This is a genomic window from Sphingomonas sp. (genome assembly GCF_026460985.1).
Taxonomy (GTDB): Bacteria; Pseudomonadota; Alphaproteobacteria; order Sphingomonadales; family Sphingomonadaceae; genus Sphingomonas.
This window is the reverse complement of sequence record NZ_JAPKNM010000063.1, coordinates 1-18185: the sequence shown is the minus strand read 5'-3', so window position 1 is coordinate 18185 and position 18185 is coordinate 1. Positions and strand designations below refer to the sequence as shown.

Below are 18185 nucleotides of genomic sequence, written 5' to 3'. Positions count from 1 at the left end.
CAGGGGGAGGTGTCAGCCGCAGGCTGACGGAGGGGGAGGACGGCGACTCACTATCGGCGTGATTCCTCCCCCTCCGTCGCCTTCGGCGCCACCTCCCCCTGGCGGGGGAGGATTGAAAACGCTGAATGGCGATCCGCCCTAGCGAGCCGGCACCGCCTCGGCCTTCCAGACGCGCAGCCAATTGGTCGAGCCGCGGCATTCGCCCATCGCCCGCGCCTCGACCAGCCGGAACATCGCGCCGTCCCAGACATAGGTCTCGGAGCCCCCGCAATCGCCGAGCCCGCGGCCCTTGGTGTAGCTGGAGAGTTGGCCCTTGGCCGGATCCCAATCGGCATTGACCAAAGTTGCGACCCCTTCGGCCTGAGTCCATCCCGGCACGTGATCGAAGCGTGCGACCGTCGCCTTGCCGCGCTCGATCACGAACGGCACCGACGAATAGTTGTAGGCCCCGCTTCCGCACGGGATTAGCGCCAGCGTCTTGCCGGCGCTGAGAGCGAAGGTTTCGGTCTGCGGGTCCCCGCCGACGCCATCGGCATAGACCACGTCGCATTGGGATTGCTCGCCCATCGCGGCGCGCAGCGGAGCGGAGATCGCCGCCGGCTTGCCCGAGGGCCGGACGAACGTGACCCGTGGCGCGGCGGGCGCGGCCGGCAAGGTGTTCGCCGGCCTGTCGCCCCTGGCGACTAGAGCCGTCTTGCTACCGGCCCGGCCCTGTTGAGCATCGAAATAGCGCAGGGTCGCCGAAATGCCCTTGAGCGAGGCCAGGCTGAGCGTCTTGCCGTCCGCACCTTGCAGCAGCATCGACTGCCCCTTGAGCATCGCGTCGATCAGTTGGGCGGCCGACGACCCGCTGATGACGAGGCTCGGCGCGGTCAGGGTTCCGGTCAGCACCATTTTGCCGTCGATTTCGATCCGCCAGCTTCCGCGATAATCGGCATCGGGCGAAATCTCGATCGCCAGCGCGCCGGCGGCGCCAGCCTCGCGCGTGATCGCAATCTGCGGCACGTTGTCGAACGCCTCGTCGGACATCAGCGAGGCTGCCTCGCAAGACAGCAGATTGTCGCAGGCCACGGCCCAGTCGCCGAATGTCTTGACGTCGGAGGGGGCGGGAGCGGCCTGTGCCGCGGCGAGGAGCGCGAGGGTCAGCATGGCCTTGATCTAGCCGAACCGCCTCCGCAACGGTAGGTGGTCCGGAAGAGGAGACGGACGATGCAGACGGTGGGCGTGATCGGTGCGGGGCAGATGGGCGCGGGCATCGCGCAGGTCGCAGCGCAGGCGGGGTACCGGGTGCTCCTGTCGGACATGGATCGTGCGCGTGCCGAGGCGGGCAAGGCCGGCATCGGCAAGCAGCTCGTGCGCGCGGTGGAGAAGGAGAAGATCGCCGCCGCCGCCGCCGATGCCGCGCTCGGCCGGATCGAGCCGGTCGACGACGTGTCGGCGATGGCGCCCTGCGCGCTGGTGATCGAGGCCGCGACCGAGCGCGAGGAGATCAAGCGCGCGATCTTCCAGAATGTCGGCAAGGTGCTCGGGCCCGAGGCGATCCTCGCCAGCAACACCTCGTCGATCCCGATCACGCGCCTCGCCCAGGCCGCGCCCGATCCGACGCGCTTCATGGGCGTGCACTTCTTCAACCCGGTGCCGGTGATGGGGCTGATCGAGCTGATCCGCGGCCTCGCCACGTCGGACGCGACGGTGGCGGCGGTCGAGAAGTTCGGAAGCTCGCTGAACAAGCGCATCGTCCACGCCAACGACGCGCCGGGGTTCATCGTCAACCGCGTGCTGATGCCGATGCTCAACGAGGCGTGCTTCGCATTGGGCGAGGGAGTCGCGACGATCCCGGACATCGACGCCGCCTGCCAGCTCGGGCTCAACCATCCCATGGGTCCGTTCACGCTCGCCGACTTCATCGGGCTCGACACCTGCCTGGAGATCACGCGCGTGCTGTTCGAAGGCACCGGCGATCCCAAGTTCCGCCCCGCGCCGCTGCTGGTCAAATATGTCGAGGCCGGCTGGTACGGCCGCAAGACCAAGCGCGGCTTCTACGATTATTCGGGCGCCGAGCCGGTGCCGACGCGATGAGCCCCGACGCGCTCGTCACGCTGGGCCGGATCCTGCCGGCGCTGACCGAGGCCCTGCGCGCCCGCGGCGTGCCCTTTCCCCATGTCGCGATCGTCGCGGTGTCGCTGTTCGAGGCGGGGGCGGGGCTGCTGCTCGCTTCCGGGCTGTTCGTCTTCTGGGCGGCGCTCGGGCTGATCGCCTTCACGATCGCCGCGGGGATCGTGATGCTCAACTTCTGGGACCAGCAGGGCGAACAGCGCGCCGCCTCGATCACCTTCTGGCAGTCGAACATCGCGCTGATCGGCGGCCTGATCCTCGCGGCCGCGACGGCTTAGGTTGACCTTACTTTGCCGTAAACACGCCCCTCCCTGCTTGCAGGGAGGGGTTGGGGGTGGGTGCGCGCGTCTGCGCGTCCAGAAGACTCATTGCCCAGCCCAAAAGCGACGGCCGAGGCATCGAGCCTCGCCCGTCGCCACCCACCCCTAGCCCCTCCCTTGCAGGGAGGGGGAGCTGAATGTCGTCCCGGCCTAAGGCAGCAACAACCCCGCCAGCGCCGCGCTCATCAGGTTCGCCAGGCTGCCCGCGATCAGCGCGCGGATGCCGAGCTTGGCGATCATCGGGCGCTGGTTGGGGGCGAGGCTGCCGGTTGCGGCCATCTGGATCGCGATCGAGCTGAAATTGGCGAAGCCGCACAAGGCAAAGGTGATGATCGCCACGGTGCGCGGCGCGAGGTCCTTCATCTGGCCGAGATCGATGAAGGCGACGAACTCGTTGAGCACCACCTTGGTGCCGAACAGCCCGCCCGCCGCGACCGCCTCGTGCCACGAGATGCCGAGCAGGTACATCACCGGTGCGAACACCGATCCGATGATCTTCTGGAAGCTCAGCCCGGCGAACCACTGCGCCCAGGCGGCATGGCCGCTCAGCTCGTAGATCCAGTCGCCCAGCCCACCGAGCAGCCCGTTGGCGAGCGCGACCAATGCGACGAAGGCGAGCACCATCGCGCCCACCGCCACCGCGATCTTGACGCCGGTCGAGGCGCCGGTCGCCGCGGCCATGATCAGGTTGGCGGCGCGCTCTTCCTCGAGGTCGTGCTCGGCGACCTTGATCGCCTCGTCCTCGGCATCGTCGCCGAGCGGAAGCTCGCCGCTCGCCGGGGCGAGTTCGTCGGGCATGATGATCTTGGCCATCAGCAGCCCGCCCGGCGCCGCCATGAACGAGGCGGCAAGCAGATAGGGCAGCGCCTGCGGCCCCAGCAGGCTGGCATAAGCGGCGAGGATCGTCCCCGCGACGCCCGCCATGCCGACGGTCATCACCGCGAAGAGCTGCGAAGGGGTGAGCCGCGCCAGATAGGGGCGGATCACCAGCGGCGATTCGCTCTGGCCGACGAAGATGTTGGCGGCGGCGCACAGCGATTCGACCTTGGTGGTGCCGACCACCTTCTCGATCGCGCCACCGATCCAGCGGATGACGAACTGCATCACGCCGAGATGGTAGAGGATCGACACAAGGGCCGCGAAGAAGATGATCACCGGCAAGGCCGCGATCGCGAAGCTCTGCCCGCCCAGTTCGGGCTTGGCGAGCGGCCCGAACAGGAAGCTGGTGCCCGCGCCGGCATAGCCGAGCAGCGCCGAGACGCCGTTCGAGAGCCCGTGCAGCGCCGCCTGTCCCCATTCGGTACGCAGCACGAGGATGGCGATGCCGGCCTGCAGCGCGAAGGCCGCGCCGACGACGCGCAGGCGGATCGCGCGGCGGTTGCTCGAAAGCAGCCAGGCGATGCCGAGAATCGCCGCGATGCCGAAAATGCCGATCGGAAACTGAGTCATCCGCTGGTCCGCGCCCCCAAACCGGCCCCAAGGATTTGGCCAGCAAAAGCGGGACCATACACGCTGCGCGCGCCGAGGCCAGAGGGTGCGGCGCGGCATCTTCCGCCGCCGCTTCTTTCCCGCTAGCGTCCGCCGATGGAAATCCGGCCCAACATCACCCGCTCGCTCTTCTTCCTCTCGATCTTCTACGGCGGCATGGTCTGCATAGCGGGCGTGCTCGGCAACAAGCAGGTGTCGCTCGGCCCGATCTCGGCGATCGGCAATTGGGTCGGCGTCGGCCCGCTCGCGGTCGAGGCGGGGATCTTCGCCTTCCTGCTGCTGGTGGCGGTGTCGAGCGCGGTCGCCGAACTGAATGGCCCGGATACGGCGCGCCGGCTGGTGCTCTGGGGCTTCGTCCCGCTCGTCACTTCGGTGCTGCTCTCGCTGCTCGTCCTCGGGCTCCCCGCCTCGTCGAGCATGGAGCCCGATCGGCTCCACGCCTTCGAGCTGATGATGTCGGGAACGCCGCGCATCTGGCTCGGCGGGATCGTCGCCTATGGCATCTCGCAGATCCTCAACGTGACGATCTTCAGCGCGCTGAAGAGCGGCGGCGGGCGGATGCTGTGGCTGCGCGCGGCGATCGCGAGCATGCTCAGCCAGATCGCCGACACGCTGATCTTCATCACCATCGCCTTCTACGGCGTCTTCCCGATCGGCGAATTGCTCGTCGGCCAGATGCTCACCAAGGTCGTGCTCAGCCTCGTGCTCGTCCCGCCGCTCATCTATTTCTTCGTCGGGCTCGGCCGTTTCCTCGATGGACGGCGGTCGCTCTGACGGGCTTGGGATAGCGACAAGATTGTCCTAAGGGGCGCGCGATGACCGATAACGCACCCGATCCCGCGCTGCTCGCCAAAGCCGAGACCCTCACCGAGGCGCTGCCCTATCTCCAGCGCTATGCCGGCGCGACCTTCGTCGTGAAATATGGCGGCCATGCGATGGGCGATCCCGAGCTGGCGCGCGATTTCGCCGAGGACGTGGTGCTGCTCCAGGCCGTCGGCATCAAGCCGATCGTCGTCCATGGCGGCGGGCCCCAGATCGGCGCGATGCTCAAGCGGCTGGGAGTCGAATCGAAGTTCGTCGGCGGGCTGCGCGTCACCGATGCCGAGACCGCGCGGATCGCCGAGATGGTCCTGGCCGGCTCGATCAACAAGGAGATCGTCGGCTGGATCGGCCAGGCGGGCGGCAAGGCGGTGGGCCTGTCGGGCAAGGACGCCGCCCTGGTCACCGCGCGCAAGGTGGAGGGGCGCGATCCCAATCCGCTGAGCGGGATCGAGCGCCATGTCGACCTGGGCTTCGTCGGCGAGCCGATCCATGTCGATCCGGCGATCCTCAAGTCGCTGTCGAACCAGGGCTTCATCCCCGTGGTCGCGCCGATCGCGCTCGGCGCCGACGGCCATACCTACAACATCAACGCCGATACCATGGCCGGCGCGATCGCCGGGGCGTGCGGCGCCCAGCGCTTCTTCCTGCTCACCGACGTGGCGGGCGTGCTCGACAAGTCGGGCGAGCTGATGACCGATCTCGATCCCGCGCGCATCGCCGAACTCAAGGCCGACGGCACGATCTCGGGCGGCATGATCCCCAAGGTCGAGACCTGCGTCGCCGCGGTCGAGGCGGGGGTCGACGCCGCGGTCATCCTCGACGGACGCGTGCCCCATGCGATGCTGCTCGAAATCTTCACGCGGCGCGGCGCCGGCACGCTGGTCCACGCCTGAAGCACGCGCTATCAAGCGCCAAACCAACCCCTGCGGAGAACGGGCTTGATCCTGATCCTCGACATCCTCCGAATCATCCTGACCATCATCTGGTGGGTCATCATCGTCCAGGCCATCCTGTCGTGGCTGATCGCGTTCAACGTGATCAACACGCACAACGAATATGTCGGCGCGATCTGGCGCGCGCTCAAGACGATGACCGATCCCATCTACCGGCCGATCCGCAGGGTGCTGCCCGATTTCGGCGGGCTCGACCTTTCGCCGATGGTGGTGCTGATCGTGCTGCTGATCATCCAGCAGGCGGTGATGCCCGCCCTCTATCGCCTCGCGATCGGCGCGCCGCTCTGAGCAGGACGGGCGCGGCCTGGACGCTGCGCCCCGACGGCATCGAGATCGCCGTGCGCGTGACGCCGCGCACGCCGCGCGACCAGTTCGCCGCGGGCACCGAGGAGCATTTCGCCGCGCGCCTGACCGCGCCGCCGGTGGAGGGCGCGGCCAATGCCGGGCTGGTGGCGCTCGTCGCCAAGACCTTCCATGTCCCGAAGCGGGCGGTGACCCTGCTCTCCGGCGACACCGCGCGCCTCAAGCGGCTCGCGGTCGCGGGCGATCCGGACGCGCTGGCGAAGATCGCCGCCAGCCTCTATGGACGCGAGCCATGAGCGCAGCACTGATCGACGGCAAGGCATTCGCGGCGGGCCTTCGCGCCCGCGTGGGCGAACGGGTTCCCGCATTCCGCGAGGCGACGGGCCGCGCGCCCGGGCTCGCGGTGGTCCTGGTGGGCGAGGATCCCGCCTCCGCGGTCTATGTCCGCTCCAAGGGCAAGGCGACGCGCGAAGCCGGGATGGAGAGCTTCGAGCACCGGCTGCCCGCCGATGTCGGCCGCGACGCGCTGCTCGCGCTCGTCGACCAGCTCAACGCCGACCCCGCGGTCGACGGCATCCTCGTCCAGCTCCCCCTGCCGGCGCATCTCGATGCCGACGAAGTGCTGTTGCGCATCGATCCCGACAAGGATGTCGATGGCTTCCACCCGGTCAATGCCGGCCGCCTCGCCACCGGACTGCCGGGCTTCGTCCCCTGCACCCCGCTCGGCTGCCTGATGCTGCTCGAGGACCGGCTGGGCGACCTCACCGGGCTCGACGCAGTGGTGATCGGCCGCTCGAACATCGTCGGCAAGCCGATGGCGGCCCTGCTCACCGCGAAGAGCTGCACGGTGACCGTCGCGCATTCGCGCACGCGCAACCTTCCGCATTTCCTCCAGCATGCCGACATCGTCGTCGCCGCGGTCGGCCGCGCGCATTTCGTCAAGGGCGAGTGGCTCAAGCCGGGCGCGACCGTGATCGATGTCGGCATCAACCGCACCGCGGACGGCCTCACCGGCGACGTGGATTTCGACAGCGCCGCGAGCGTGGCGGGAGCGATCACGCCAGTGCCCGGCGGCGTCGGGCCGATGACGATCGCCGTCCTGCTGCGCAACACCCTGGTGGCCGCGCACCGGCGCGAGGGAGTCGCGCTCGACGAAGGGGGGATCTGATGCTGGCCCTGCTGCTGCTCGCCGCGGACCCCGAGACGACCGCGGTCGATGCCGAAAACGCATTCCGGCGGGCGGCGCAGGCCGAGGGGCAGTGGACCGCCTTTCGGAAGTTCGCCGCCGAGGACGCGCTCCTGTTCACGCCGCAGCCCGAAAAGGCGCATTCGGCGCTGCCGACCGAGAACCCGCCGATCGCGGTGCAATGGTGGCCGGCCGAGAGCTATGTCTCGTGCGACGCCGCGACGGCGGTGAACACCGGGCCCTGGGTGCGTCCCGCGAGCGTCGGCTATTTCACGACCGTGTGGGAGAAGCAGCCGGGCGGCGGCTGGAAATGGGTGCTCGACCATGGCGACACGTTGACCAGGCCGCGCGCGCTTGCCGAAAAGCCCAGGGTGCGCAGCGCGTCGTGCGGTGGGACCATCCCGGAATGGGCGCACGCTCCCTGCCGCATCGAAGCGAAGTGCGGGCACGGCCTGTCGGCCGATCGCACGCTCCATTGGGACTGGCAGGTCGAGCCCGACGGTTCGCGCCGGTTCACCGCGGAGCTTTGGAACGGCCGGGACTATGACACCGTCGTCCGTGACGAGGTCACGCCGAAGCAATGATCGAACTCTTCGTCTCCGCCTTCGTCACCTTCTTCGTGGTGATCGACCCGCCCGGCTGCGCGCCGATCTTCGCCGGGCTCACCAGCGGCGCGAGCGCGGTGCACCGCCGCGCGATGGCGATCCGCGCGGTGCTCGTCGCCTCGGCGATCCTGTTCGGCTTCGCCTTGTTCGGCGAGGCGCTGCTCCGCGCGCTCGGCATCAGCCTCAACGCCTTCCGCATCGCCGGCGGGATCATGCTGTTCCTGATCGCGCTCGAGATGGTGTTCGAGAAGCGCACCGAGCGCCGCGAGGACCGCGCCGAGAAGATCAAGGCCGACGAAGCCGCCGACATCTCGATCTTCCCGATGGCGATGCCGATGATCGCCGGGCCGGGCTCGATCGCGTCGGTGATGCTGCTGATGTCGCAGAGCAGCGGCCTCGCCAGCTCGGCGGTGGTGCTCGCCGCGATGGCATCGATCCTCGCGCTGACGCTCCTCGCCTTGCTGATCGCGGGCCCGATCATGCGCGTCGTCGGCGCCAAGATCGAGGCGGTGGTGTCGCGCCTGCTCGGCGTGCTCCTCGCCGCGCTCGCCGCGCAGTTCGTGATCGACGGGATCCGCGCCAGTTTCAGCGCCGGGGCGGCGCTTTCGGGGCACTGACCTCGGGCAGGTCGTAGCGGATCCGCCACAGCCGGAAGGGCGACTTTGCCGGCAGCGCCACCGGCTCGAGCCAGCCCGGCACCTGCCCGCGATGCAGCTGGCCGTAGAAGCCGTTCGGGCTGCGCGAGCGATAGACCGTCGTCTCGGCCATGTCGGGGCAGATCAGTAGATACTGCGCCTTGTGCCGCGCCGCGATCGCGCGGAAGCCGCTCGCCGGGCCGGTAAAGGCGTGGTGCACGTCGAGGATCGCATTGCCGTTGCGGTGATAGGGGCCGGCCACGCCATAATGGTGCGTGATCGTGATCAGCCGCGGCCCCATGTCGACATGGCTGAACAGGATCGCCCTGGGGATCGCGTCGAGCGGGCGTAGCGAGGTCATGCGCGCGCAGGCGGCATTGGCGCGCGCGACCTTGTCCGATCCCGTGCCGCCGCTTTTGCCCGAAGGCAGATAGGGCAGGAGCAGTCCGGCGAAGAGCCCCGAGACGAGCAGGAACGCCAGCACCGATCCGAACACGCGCACCAGTATCGAGGATCGGCGCAGGAACCAGGGGACGATCAGCCAGGCCAGCGCGGTCGCGCCCGGCACGCTCAGCATCTGCGCCGCGGGGCCCGCGCGGATCTGCCAGAGCAGCATCGCCGCCGCGAAGGCGGTGAAGAGCGCGATCGCCGCCCAGGCGACCGCCGCCTCGCTGCGCCGCGCGCGCCAGGTCGCGATCAGCGCGCCGAGGATGCCGATCACCGGCAGCACTGCGATCGGGAAGCCGGTCTTGAACGGATGCCGGTAGATCGGCCGTGCCTCGCGGACATTGTTGAGCCAGGTCCGCGCGAGCTCGTCGGAAACCTGCTCGGGCCGGCCGAGGCATTGCGGGAAGAGCAGGACGAACCCCGCGACGATCGCGCCGCCCGCCGCCGCGGCGAGGGCGAGGCGCAGCCAGCGATTGTCCGGGCTGGCCAGCGACAATGCGAAGAGCAGGGTGCCCGCCGCGACCATCACGCTCAGCCAGACGGGAGTCAGGGAATCGCAGCGCAGCACCTGGTTGGCGTTGGATGCGAACAGGGCGAAGCCGAGCGCGGTGCCTCCGGCGAGGCTCAGACCATAGACCTGCATCCGCCGCGCGTCGCCCGCGTCCCAGACCCAGCGAAGCGCGATGATCGCTCCCGCCATCGCGCAATAAGGCAGCATCTCGAGCCCGATGCTCAGCGACAGGGCGCTCGAGAGCCCCACCGTCGCGCCGCCGCGCGCGCGCCGTGTGTCGGCGAGCCCCGCCACGGTGAGCGCCAGGCAGGCGAGCTGCCAGCCATGATGGTCGATGCGCATCGGCGCGTACATCAGCATGGTCGAGGTGCAGCCCATCAGGATGACGAGCGCGAGCGGCCAGGCATGCGGCGCGACCAATCGGCGGACGGTCAGCGTGAGCCCGGTCATCGTCACCGCCAGCGGGAGCAGCGGCGCGATCCCGCACGCCCATTTCTCCGCCGCCGCGACGCCGAGGAACGGCTTGAGCAGCAGGATCAGCCCGGCGATCGGCAAGTCGACCACCCGGCTCCAATGGATGTCGAATCCGCCCGATGCCGGATCGAGCCGGTACTGGCGCAGATCGTACCAGCCCTGGCCCGCGAGCCAGGCGCGGACCTGCATCAGCCGCATATTGTCGTCGGTGTCGCCGAGGACCAGCCAATGGATGTTGCCCTGGCGCTGCCACAGGAACCAGGCGACCACGCCCGCCCAGAACAGCAGCATCCCCGCCAGCCAGTGGCGGTCCAGTTTCTCGTCGAGGCGGAAACCGCCCAGCCCGCTCAGCTTCAAAATCGCTTTCCCTTCGGTTGCTGCCCCTCTACTGGGCTGCGCGGCCATCGGAAATCCCATCCGTTCGTCCCGAGCTTGTCGAAGGCCGGTTTTTCTATACGCAAAGGGAAGCGGGGCACCGGGCCCGGCGCGAACGGATCGACGAAGACAGTGGCTGCAATCCTCCGACAGGTACAATCGATGATGGCGGGCGGGCTGCTCGGCCAGCTGGTCCGCTTCGGCATCTCGGGCGGCATCGCCACCCTCGTCTACGTCATCGTCTATTCGCCGCTCGCCAAATACGAGATCACGACGCCCTCGGTCGCCAATCTCGCGGGCTATTTCTTCGCGATGATCACCGGCTATTTCCTCCACAGCCATTGGAGCTTCCGCGGCCATGGCGAGCGCGGCAACGTCGCCAGGACAGGCAGTCGCTTCTTCGCCGTCAGCCTGGTGAGCCTTGGCCTCAACAGCCTGTTCGTCTGGGTGCTGACCGAGGATTCGATGCTCAACGGCGCCTGGTGGTGGCCGCTGATCCCGATCCTCTTCGTCACGCCGCTCGTCACTTTCGCGCTCAATCGCATCTGGGTATTCGGCTGAAATGGACCGTATCGTTTATGAGCGCATGGCCGCGCACGACACCACGCATTGGTGGTACCGCGCGCGCCGCGACATCCTCGCCGACTATCTGACGCGCTGGGGCGATCTGCCGAAGGATGCGCGCATCCTCGAGATCGGCTGCGGCACCGGGCACAATCTGCCCATGCTCGCCCAGTTCGGCGAGATCGACGCGATCGAGATCGACGAGACCGCGCGCGCCAAGGCGAGCGAGCGGCTCGGCAAGCCCGTCGGCACCGCGCCGCTCCCCGAGCTCGCGGGCGTAGCGCCGGGCAGCTACGACCTGGTCGCGGTGCTCGACGTGATCGAGCATGTCGAGGACGACGTCGCCGCGCTGAAGGCGATCGCGACCGCGCTCAAGCCGGGCGGCAAGATCCTGATCACCGTGCCCGCGCACCAATGGATGTGGAGCGCACACGACGTGGTCAACCACCACAAGCGCCGCTACTCGAAGGCCGGCTTCGTCGCCTTGCTGGAAAAGTCCGGGCTGCGGGGCCGCAAGCTCGGCTATTTCAACTCGCTGCTCTTCCCGGTCGCGGTCGCGGCGCGCTTCGCCGGCAAGCTGATGGGCAAGGACGACAGCGACGATTCGCCTCCGCCCAAGCCGCTCAACACGCTGTTCGAAGGGATCTTCCGGCTCGAGCGCCACATGGTCGGCCGCATGCCGCTGCCCCCGGGGCTATCGCTGATCACGCTGGCTTCGGTGAAGTAGCAATCCTCCCCCGCCAGGGGGAGGTGGCACGCGCAGCGTGACGGAGGGGGCGGAAGCACGGCGCTCCATTGGAGAGGGCATTGCTTACCTCCCCCTCCGACGCCTTCGGCGCCACCTCCCCCTGGCGGGGGAGGATTGGATTACTCCGCCGCTTCGCTCCGCACCGTCTGCGGCGAGACGCTGACCTCGCCCGAATCCTCGAAACGATAGCCGAGCGACGCATGGCCGCGCACCGGCCCGGCGACGTCGGCGACGAGGTACAAGGGCCGTCGCTTGGACTCGACGTACAGCCGCCCGAGATATTCGCCGATCATCCCCAGCACGAACATCTGCACCGCGCCGAGCACCACGACGACCAGCATCAGCGAGGTCCAGCCGGGGATCGCCCGGCCGAACAGCCAGCCGACCAGGATGTAGAGCACGAGCAGCGCCGAGGCGCCGGTGAGCAGAAGCCCGACATGGCTGGCGAAGCGTAGCGGCGCGGTCGAGAAGCCGGTGATCGCGTCCAAAGCGAAGCGCACCATCTTGCCGAGCGGATATTTGCTCTCGCCGGCGAGCCGCTCGTGGCGGTCATAGACGAAGGGGACCTGCTTGAAGCCGATCCACGCCACCATGCCGCGGATGAAGCGCGCCTGCTCGGGCAGCGACAGGAAGGCGTCGAGCGCGCGCCGCGTCATCAGGCGGAAGTCGCCGGTGTCGAGCGGGATCGGCGTGTCGGTGATCCGGTCGAGCATGCGGTAGAAGAAGGCGGCGGTGATCTTCTTGAAGATCGTCTCGCCGTCGCGCTTGCGCCGCACCGCATAGACCACGTCGGCGCCCTGGCTCTTCATCGCCGCGCGCATGTCGGTCAGCAATTCGGGCGGGTCCTGCAGGTCGGCGTCGATGATCAGGATTTCCTCGCCCGCGCACAGGTCGAGCCCGGCGGTGAGCGCGAGCTGGTGGCCGTGGTTGCGCGAGAGGTTGATCGCGACGAGGCGCGGGTCGGCCTCGGACAGGCGCTGCATCACCTTCCAGCTCGCGTCGCGCGAGCCGTCGTTGATCAGCACGATCTCGTAATCGTCCCCCACGCTCGCCTGCGCCGCCGCCGAGATGCGCGCGTGCAGCATCTCGAGGCACGCCTCTTCATTGTAGCAGGGGACGACGACGGAAAGCTTGGGCCTCTTCATGACCGGCCGCTGTAACGCCGCGCGGGGCCGGCGTCACATGAAAATCCGCGAACCCCGCCGGCGCCGTGCCGAACTCGTTACGGGATTGACCCGAAGCATCAACGCTCCTACCGCACAAGCTAATGAGAGTCAGTCGCAGTAGCGAAAGGGGCAAGATGAAGCGGTGGGTGGCAACGGGAATCAGCCTTTGGGCATGCGCGCTGGCGGCGCCGGCCTGGGCGCAGGGTACTGAGGGCGCGTCGGCCGCGATCGAGGAGACGGCGGACCAGGACCAGGTCACCGTCACCGCGACGCGCCAGCCGATCGCGACGGTCGATGCGCCGGCCACCGTCACCGTGATCGACGAACGCCGCATCGCCGACGAGCTCGCGACCGACATCAAGGACCTGGTCCGCTACGAGCCCGGCATCACCGTGCCGCGCGGCCCCGCGCGCTTCGGTGCGGCGCTCGGCGCCACCGGCCGCGCCGGCAATGAGGGCTTCAACGTCCGCGGCGTGGGCGGCAATCGCGTGCTGATCCAGGTCGACGGCATCCGCGTGCCCGACGGCTTCGCCTTCGGCGCGCAGTCGGCGGGGCGCGGCGACTATGTCGATGTCGGGCTGGTCAAGTCGGTCGAGATCCTGCGCGGCCCGGCCTCGGCGCTCTACGGCAGCGACGGGCTGGCGGGCGCGGTGAGCTTCGTCACCAGCGATCCGGTCGATTTCCTCGAGGGCGGCAAGGCGTTCGGCGGGCTGGCGCGCGCCGGATGGAGCTCGGCCGACAACGAGTTCGCCGAGACCGCCATCCTCGCAGGCCGCAGCGGCGACTGGTCGGCGATGGCCGCCTATACGCGCCGCGACTGGTCCGAGCTCGACAATATGGGAACGGTCGGCGGCACCGGCACGCTGCGCACCGAGCCCAATCCGCAGGACGGCCAGTCCAACGCGGTGCTCGGCCGCATCGTCTATGCGCCCGGCAACCACAAATTCCGCCTGACCGGCGAATATCTCGACACATTGGTGACCACCGACGTGCTGAGCGGGCTCAGCTCGACGGTCGAACTGCTCCACGCCCGCGACACCGGCGAGCGCAAGCGCCTCTCGGCCGACTGGACGTGGCAGGGCACCGGCACGATCAACTATGCGCGTATCGCGGCCTATTGGCAGGACGCCGAGGATCGCCAGTTCACCGACGAGGATCGCACCCCCGCCGCCGATCGCGAGCGGCTCAACACCTTCGAGAACCGCGTCTATGGCGCGGCCGCCGAAGTGCGCGGCGGCGTGGGCGGCGTGCGCATCGTCGCGGGCGGCGACATCAGCTTCACGCATCAGCAGGGGCTGCGCGACGGCGTGCTGCCGACGCCGCCGGAAACCTTTCCCACCCGCGCCTTCCCCGAGACCGACTTCATGCTCGCGGGCCTGTTCGCCGCGGGCGAGATCGCGCTCGGGCCGCTGACGCTCTACCCCGCGCTGCGCTTCGACGCCTATGATCTCGATCCCGAGGACGATCCGCTGCTGCCCGATTTCGCCGGTGCGAGGCAGAGCGACTCGCATCTCTCGCCCAAGCTCGGCGCGGTGCTCGAGCTGTTCGGCGATTTCCGGCTGTTCGCCAATTATGCCGAGGGCTTCAAGGCGCCCTCGCCGAGCCAGGTGAACAATTTCTTCCAGAATGTGGCGGTCGGCTACACCAGCATCCCCAATCCCGATCTGCGGCCCGAGACGAGCCGCAGCATCGAAGGCGGGCTGCGCTATGCCGGCGAATTCGCCTCGCTCGACCTGACTGGCTTTCATTCGGAATATGACGATTTCATCGAGCAGGTGGAGACTACCGGGCGGCCCTTCCCGTTGCCCGGCAGTCCCTGGATCTATCAATGGGTGAACCTCACCGGCGCCGAGGTGAGCGGCTTCGAGGCGCGCGGCTCGGTCCGCCCCGCGCCCGGGGTCAGCGCGACGCTGGCGCTCGCTTATGCCGAGGGCTCGGCGATCTCGGGCACGGGCGTGAAGACGCCGCTCCAGTCGGTCGATCCGTTCCGCGCCGTGCTCGGGCTCGGCTATGACGATCCGGGCCAGGCCTTTGGCGGGCGGATCCTTGCCACTTATGGCGGGCAGAAGGAACACAACGAGACGCGCGGATCGTCCTGCTTCCCGCTGCCCACCGCCGCCACGCCCAACCCCGTTCCCGCCTGCTTCACCGGCAACGAGTATCTGGCGCTCGACATCACCGCCTGGTGGCGGGTGCTGCCCGGCGTGACGCTGCGCGCCGGGGTCTTCAACCTGACCGACCAGAAATACTGGCAATGGGCCGACATTCGCGGACTCGCCGCCAGCTCGCCGATCAAGGACGCTTACAGCCAGCCGGGCCGCAACGGCAGCGTCTCGCTCAGCGTCCGCTTCTGAGGAGGGAATGACGATGAAAAGCCTTCGCTTCGCCGCCGCGCTCGCGCTCCTCGCGCCGCTTCCTGCCTTCGCGCAAGCCGCGCCGGCCGCGACGCCCGCCGCCTCGTTCGAGGCCGACCGCGCCGACATCCTCGGCATGGCCGGCAACTACAAGGTCAAGTTCGACATGCAGGAAGCCACTTCGTGGCGCCCCGACTATGCGCCGATCCCGGTCAAGGTCTCGGGCGGGCACGAGGCGGTGCGCGTGATCGAGGACAATGGCCGCGTCATCCGCCTCCAGCATTTGCTCGTCGTCGATGCCGGCGGCAAGCCGATGGTGATCAAGCATTGGCGCCAGGACTGGGAATATGAGCCCGAGCGCGTGCTCACCTATGCCGGCCCCGATGCCTGGACCTGGACCGCGCTCTCGCCTGAGCAACGCAAGGGCGTCTGGTCGCAGACCGTCTACCAGGTCGACGACAGCCCGCGCTACGGCGGCTGGGGCAGATGGGAGGCGGTGGGCGGGGTGCGCCGCTGGCAGTCGGGTCAGAGCTGGCGCCCGCTCGCGCGCCGCGACGCGATCCGCGGGCCGGTCTATGACCGCTATCTCGGCATCAACCGCCACGCGCTCGCCCCCGCCGGCTGGATCCACTGGCAGGACAATCTCAAGATGGGCGAAGTGAGCGGCAAGCTCGCGCCGATCGTCCAGGAATATGTCCTCAACAGCTACACCAGGAACGATGCGTTCGAGGTCAAGGCCGCCGAGGACTATTGGGCCGCGACCAAGGGCTATTGGGCCGCGATCCGCGCCGAATGGGACCGCATCGCCGCGGCCAAGGGCGGCATCCGCATCACCGAGGAGGCCGATCACGGCACCGTGATCAGCGGCCGCGTCCTCAAGATCGCCGACGAAGTGCAGGCCGGCAAGACCAGCGAAGCGGACGCGATCCGCACCGCCAAGGCGCTGATGGACCAGGCGACCAAGGCGGCGGGGGGCTGATCTCCTGAAACTCCCCTCCCTGCAAGGGAGGGGCAGGGGGTGGGTGCGCGCGTCTGCGCGCCCAAAAAGACTCTGTATCCCAGCATCGAAGCGCGGACCGGGGCATCGAGCCCCGCTCCGCGCTACCCACCCCCGACCCCTCCCTTGCAGGGAGGGGAGTCCTCAAGGATTCAAACCCGCTCCGCCGAATTCACCGCGTCCGCCGCGCGCAGCGCCGCGAGCAGGCGCATCAGATGCGTCGCGTTGCGGACCTCGAGGTCGATCGTGTTGGTGTGGAAGGTCGTGTCGCGACTGTCCATCCGGAGGCCGAGGATGTTGGCCTTTTGCTGGCCGATCAGCGTCGCCACCGCGCCCAGCGCCCCGGGCTCGTTCTTGAGCGTGACGGCGATCCGCGCGGTGCCGCCTTCGGCCTTGTCTCCCCAGGTCAGATCGACCCAGTCCTCCTCGTCGGTCTCGCCCAGGCTGGCGCAGTCGATGCGGTGGACCTCGATCGGCTCGCCGGGGCGGCGCACCCCGACGATGCGGTCGCCGGGGATCGGGCGGCAGTCCTCGGAGAAATGGAAGGCGACGCCCGGGGTCAGCCCCTTGATCTCGATCGCCTGGCTCTGCGTCGGCAGCGAATCCTCGGCGCCCTCGGTGGAGCCGGGCATCACCGCCTCCATCACCTGCGCGTCGGTGAGCTTGCGCCGCGCGATCGCCTCCATCAGCGCGCCGTCGTCGGAGAGCTTGAGCCGCTTGATCGCGTCCTTCAGCGCGCTCTCGCCCGGTGGGGCGGGCAGCCGCTGGACGATCTCGTCATAGAGCTTGCGCCCCAGCCGCATCGTCTCGTCGCGCTCCTTGTGGCGGATGTGGCGGCGGATCGCGGCGCGGGCCTTGCCGGTGATCGCGAAGTTGAGCCAGTTGGCCTGCGGCTCCTGCGCCTTGGACCTGAGGATCGCGACCTGGTCGCCCTGCTGGATCTCGGTGCGGAGCGGCACGACCTTGCCGTTGACCTTGGCGCCCACCGCCTGGTCGCCCAGATCGGTGTGCACGGCATAGGCGAAGTCGATCGGCGTCGCGCCCTTGGGCAGCTGGATCAGCTCGCCCTTGGGGGTGAAGGCGAAGATCCGGTCCTGGTACATCGCCATCCGGGTATGCTCGAGCAGCTCCTCGGGGCTCTCGGCATGTTCGAGGATCTCGATCAGGTCGCGGATCCAGCTCACCTGGGTGTCGGGGCGCACCGAATCCTGCTTGTACGCCCAGTGCGCGGCGAGGCCGAACTCGGCCTGGGCGTGCATGTCGCGGGTGCGGATCTGGATCTCCACGCGCGTGTCGCCGGCATGCATGATCGTCGTGTGGAGCGAGCGATAGCCGTTGCGCTTGGGCGTCGAGATATAGTCCTTGAACCGCCCGGGGACCATCGGCCAGCGCCGGTGGATCACGCCCAATGCGCGGTAACACTCCTCCTCGGTCTCGACGGTCGCGCGGAAGGCCATGATGTCGGAGAGCTGCTCGAGCGACACGTGCCGCTCGGACATCTTGCGCCAGATCGAATAGGGATGCTTCTCGCGCCCCGATATCTCCGCATCGACGCCGCCGCGCGCGAGCAGCAGCTTGAGGCCCGAGGCGATCTTGGCGATCCGGTCCTCGCCCTCCACCTGCAGGCTGTCGAGCCTTTTGGTGATGCTCTCATAGGCCTCGGGCTCGAGCTCGCGGAAGGCCAGCGTCTGCATCTCCTTCATGAACTCGTACATGCCGATCCGCTCGGCGAGCGGCGCGTAGATCTCCATCGTCTCGCGCGCGATGCGCTTGCGCTTGTCCGGATTCTTGATGTGGTGGAGCGTGCGCATGTTGTGCAGCCGGTCGGCGAGCTTGACCAGCAGCACGCGCACGTCGTCGGCGATCGCGAGCAGAAGCTTGCGTAGGTTTTCGGCCTGCTTGGCCTCGCGCGAAACAAGATCGAGCTTCTTCAGCTTCGTCAGGCCCTCGACCAGATGGCCGATGTCGGGCCCGAACAGCTGGTCGATCTCGGCACGCGTGGTCGGCGTGTCCTCGATCGTGTCGTGCAGGAGCGCGGCCGCGATGGTGGCGTCGTCGAGCTTGAGGTCGGTCAGGATCGCCGCCACTTCGAGCGGGTGCGAAAAATACGGGTCGCCCGAGG

The 18185-nt window shown here is 68.6% G+C and carries 18 protein-coding genes; 13 read left to right on the top strand and 5 right to left on the bottom strand.

Going from position 1 to position 18185, the window contains the following annotated elements:
* Nucleotides 1-138: 138 nt before the first annotated feature.
* The gene (locus MT490_RS10060; protein ID WP_297386749.1) at nucleotides 139-1149 is read right to left on the bottom strand and encodes a DUF1176 domain-containing protein; all 1011 of its coding nucleotides are present in this window, start codon (nucleotides 1147-1149) and stop codon (nucleotides 139-141) included.
* A gap of 60 nt (nucleotides 1150-1209) precedes the next feature.
* Between MT490_RS10060 and MT490_RS10055 the strand changes: the two genes are divergently transcribed.
* The gene (locus MT490_RS10055) at nucleotides 1210-2079 is read left to right on the top strand and encodes a 3-hydroxyacyl-CoA dehydrogenase NAD-binding domain-containing protein (protein WP_297386747.1); all 870 of its coding nucleotides are present in this window, start codon (nucleotides 1210-1212) and stop codon (nucleotides 2077-2079) included.
* The gene (locus MT490_RS10050) at nucleotides 2076-2393 is read left to right on the top strand and encodes a DoxX family protein (protein ID WP_297386744.1); all 318 of its coding nucleotides are present in this window, start codon (nucleotides 2076-2078) and stop codon (nucleotides 2391-2393) included. The genes MT490_RS10055 and MT490_RS10050 overlap by 4 nt, the downstream gene beginning before the upstream one ends.
* Nucleotides 2394-2585: 192 nt before the next feature.
* On the opposite strand, the gene MT490_RS10045 is transcribed toward MT490_RS10050, so the two are convergent.
* The gene (locus MT490_RS10045; RefSeq protein WP_297386742.1) at nucleotides 2586-3884 is read right to left on the bottom strand and encodes a nucleoside transporter C-terminal domain-containing protein; all 1299 of its coding nucleotides are present in this window, start codon (nucleotides 3882-3884) and stop codon (nucleotides 2586-2588) included.
* A 135-nt stretch (nucleotides 3885-4019) separates the two neighbouring features.
* On the opposite strand from MT490_RS10045, the gene MT490_RS10040 reads away from it, so the two are divergent.
* The 7 genes from MT490_RS10040 to MT490_RS10010 are packed head-to-tail and all read left to right on the top strand — an operon-like array spanning nucleotide 4020 to nucleotide 8409.
* The gene (locus MT490_RS10040; RefSeq protein WP_297386740.1) at nucleotides 4020-4697 is read left to right on the top strand and encodes a queuosine precursor transporter; all 678 of its coding nucleotides are present in this window, start codon (nucleotides 4020-4022) and stop codon (nucleotides 4695-4697) included.
* Between the two features lie 41 nt (nucleotides 4698-4738).
* On the top strand, nucleotides 4739-5638 hold the full coding sequence (argB, locus tag MT490_RS10035) for an acetylglutamate kinase (RefSeq protein ID WP_297386737.1): 900 nt from the start codon (nucleotides 4739-4741) through the stop codon (nucleotides 5636-5638).
* 45 nt (nucleotides 5639-5683) lie between these two features.
* On the top strand, nucleotides 5684-5986 hold the full coding sequence (locus MT490_RS10030) for a YggT family protein (RefSeq protein WP_297386734.1): 303 nt from the start codon (nucleotides 5684-5686) through the stop codon (nucleotides 5984-5986).
* Nucleotides 5983-6297 (top strand): DUF167 family protein, encoded by a 315-nt coding sequence (locus MT490_RS10025; RefSeq protein WP_297386754.1) that lies wholly within the window; start codon nucleotides 5983-5985, stop codon nucleotides 6295-6297. Before MT490_RS10030 ends, MT490_RS10025 begins: the two co-directional genes overlap by 4 nt.
* A complete protein-coding gene (gene folD / locus MT490_RS10020; protein WP_297386732.1) occupies nucleotides 6294-7169 on the top strand; it encodes a bifunctional methylenetetrahydrofolate dehydrogenase/methenyltetrahydrofolate cyclohydrolase FolD in 876 nt (291 codons plus the stop codon). Before MT490_RS10025 ends, folD begins: the two co-directional genes overlap by 4 nt.
* Nucleotides 7169-7771 carry a hypothetical protein gene (locus MT490_RS10015; protein ID WP_297386729.1) on the top strand — a complete coding sequence of 201 codons (603 nt, stop codon included), beginning with the start codon at nucleotides 7169-7171 and terminating at the stop codon, nucleotides 7769-7771. Before folD ends, MT490_RS10015 begins: the two co-directional genes overlap by 1 nt.
* Nucleotides 7768-8409, top strand: coding sequence for a MarC family protein (locus MT490_RS10010; RefSeq protein WP_297386727.1), 642 nt, complete (start codon nucleotides 7768-7770; stop codon nucleotides 8407-8409). The genes MT490_RS10015 and MT490_RS10010 overlap by 4 nt, the downstream gene beginning before the upstream one ends.
* On the opposite strand, the gene MT490_RS10005 is transcribed toward MT490_RS10010, so the two are convergent.
* Nucleotides 8378-10150 (bottom strand): AcrB/AcrD/AcrF family protein, encoded by a 1773-nt coding sequence (locus MT490_RS10005; RefSeq protein WP_297386752.1) that lies wholly within the window; start codon nucleotides 10148-10150, stop codon nucleotides 8378-8380. The genes MT490_RS10010 and MT490_RS10005 overlap by 32 nt on opposite strands.
* Nucleotides 10151-10366: 216 nt before the next feature.
* On the opposite strand from MT490_RS10005, the gene MT490_RS10000 reads away from it, so the two are divergent.
* Complete coding sequence (locus tag MT490_RS10000; RefSeq protein WP_297386725.1) at nucleotides 10367-10795, top strand: GtrA family protein; 429 nt, start codon at nucleotides 10367-10369, stop codon at nucleotides 10793-10795.
* 1 nt (nucleotide 10796) lies between these two features.
* On the top strand, nucleotides 10797-11525 hold the full coding sequence (locus MT490_RS09995) for a class I SAM-dependent methyltransferase (RefSeq protein ID WP_297386722.1): 729 nt from the start codon (nucleotides 10797-10799) through the stop codon (nucleotides 11523-11525).
* Between the two features lie 140 nt (nucleotides 11526-11665).
* Here MT490_RS09995 and MT490_RS09990 read toward each other — a convergent pair whose 3' ends face one another.
* Nucleotides 11666-12691, bottom strand: a complete 1026-nt coding sequence (locus MT490_RS09990; protein ID WP_297386719.1) for a glycosyltransferase family 2 protein — start codon at nucleotides 12689-12691, stop codon at nucleotides 11666-11668.
* A gap of 155 nt (nucleotides 12692-12846) precedes the next feature.
* Between MT490_RS09990 and MT490_RS09985 the strand changes: the two genes are divergently transcribed.
* Together MT490_RS09985 and MT490_RS09980 are read left to right on the top strand one after the other, a co-directional pair.
* Complete coding sequence (locus MT490_RS09985; RefSeq protein ID WP_297386717.1) at nucleotides 12847-15066, top strand: TonB-dependent hemoglobin/transferrin/lactoferrin family receptor; 2220 nt, start codon at nucleotides 12847-12849, stop codon at nucleotides 15064-15066.
* 7 nt (nucleotides 15067-15073) lie between these two features.
* Nucleotides 15074-16045: a DUF6607 family protein gene (locus tag MT490_RS09980; protein ID WP_297386715.1), complete on the top strand. Its 972-nt coding sequence runs from the start codon at nucleotides 15074-15076 to the stop codon at nucleotides 16043-16045.
* 170 nt (nucleotides 16046-16215) lie between these two features.
* Here MT490_RS09980 and MT490_RS09975 read toward each other — a convergent pair.
* On the bottom strand, nucleotides 16216-18185 hold a 1970-nt coding region (locus tag MT490_RS09975; RefSeq protein WP_297386712.1), incomplete at its 5' end, for a bifunctional (p)ppGpp synthetase/guanosine-3',5'-bis(diphosphate) 3'-pyrophosphohydrolase.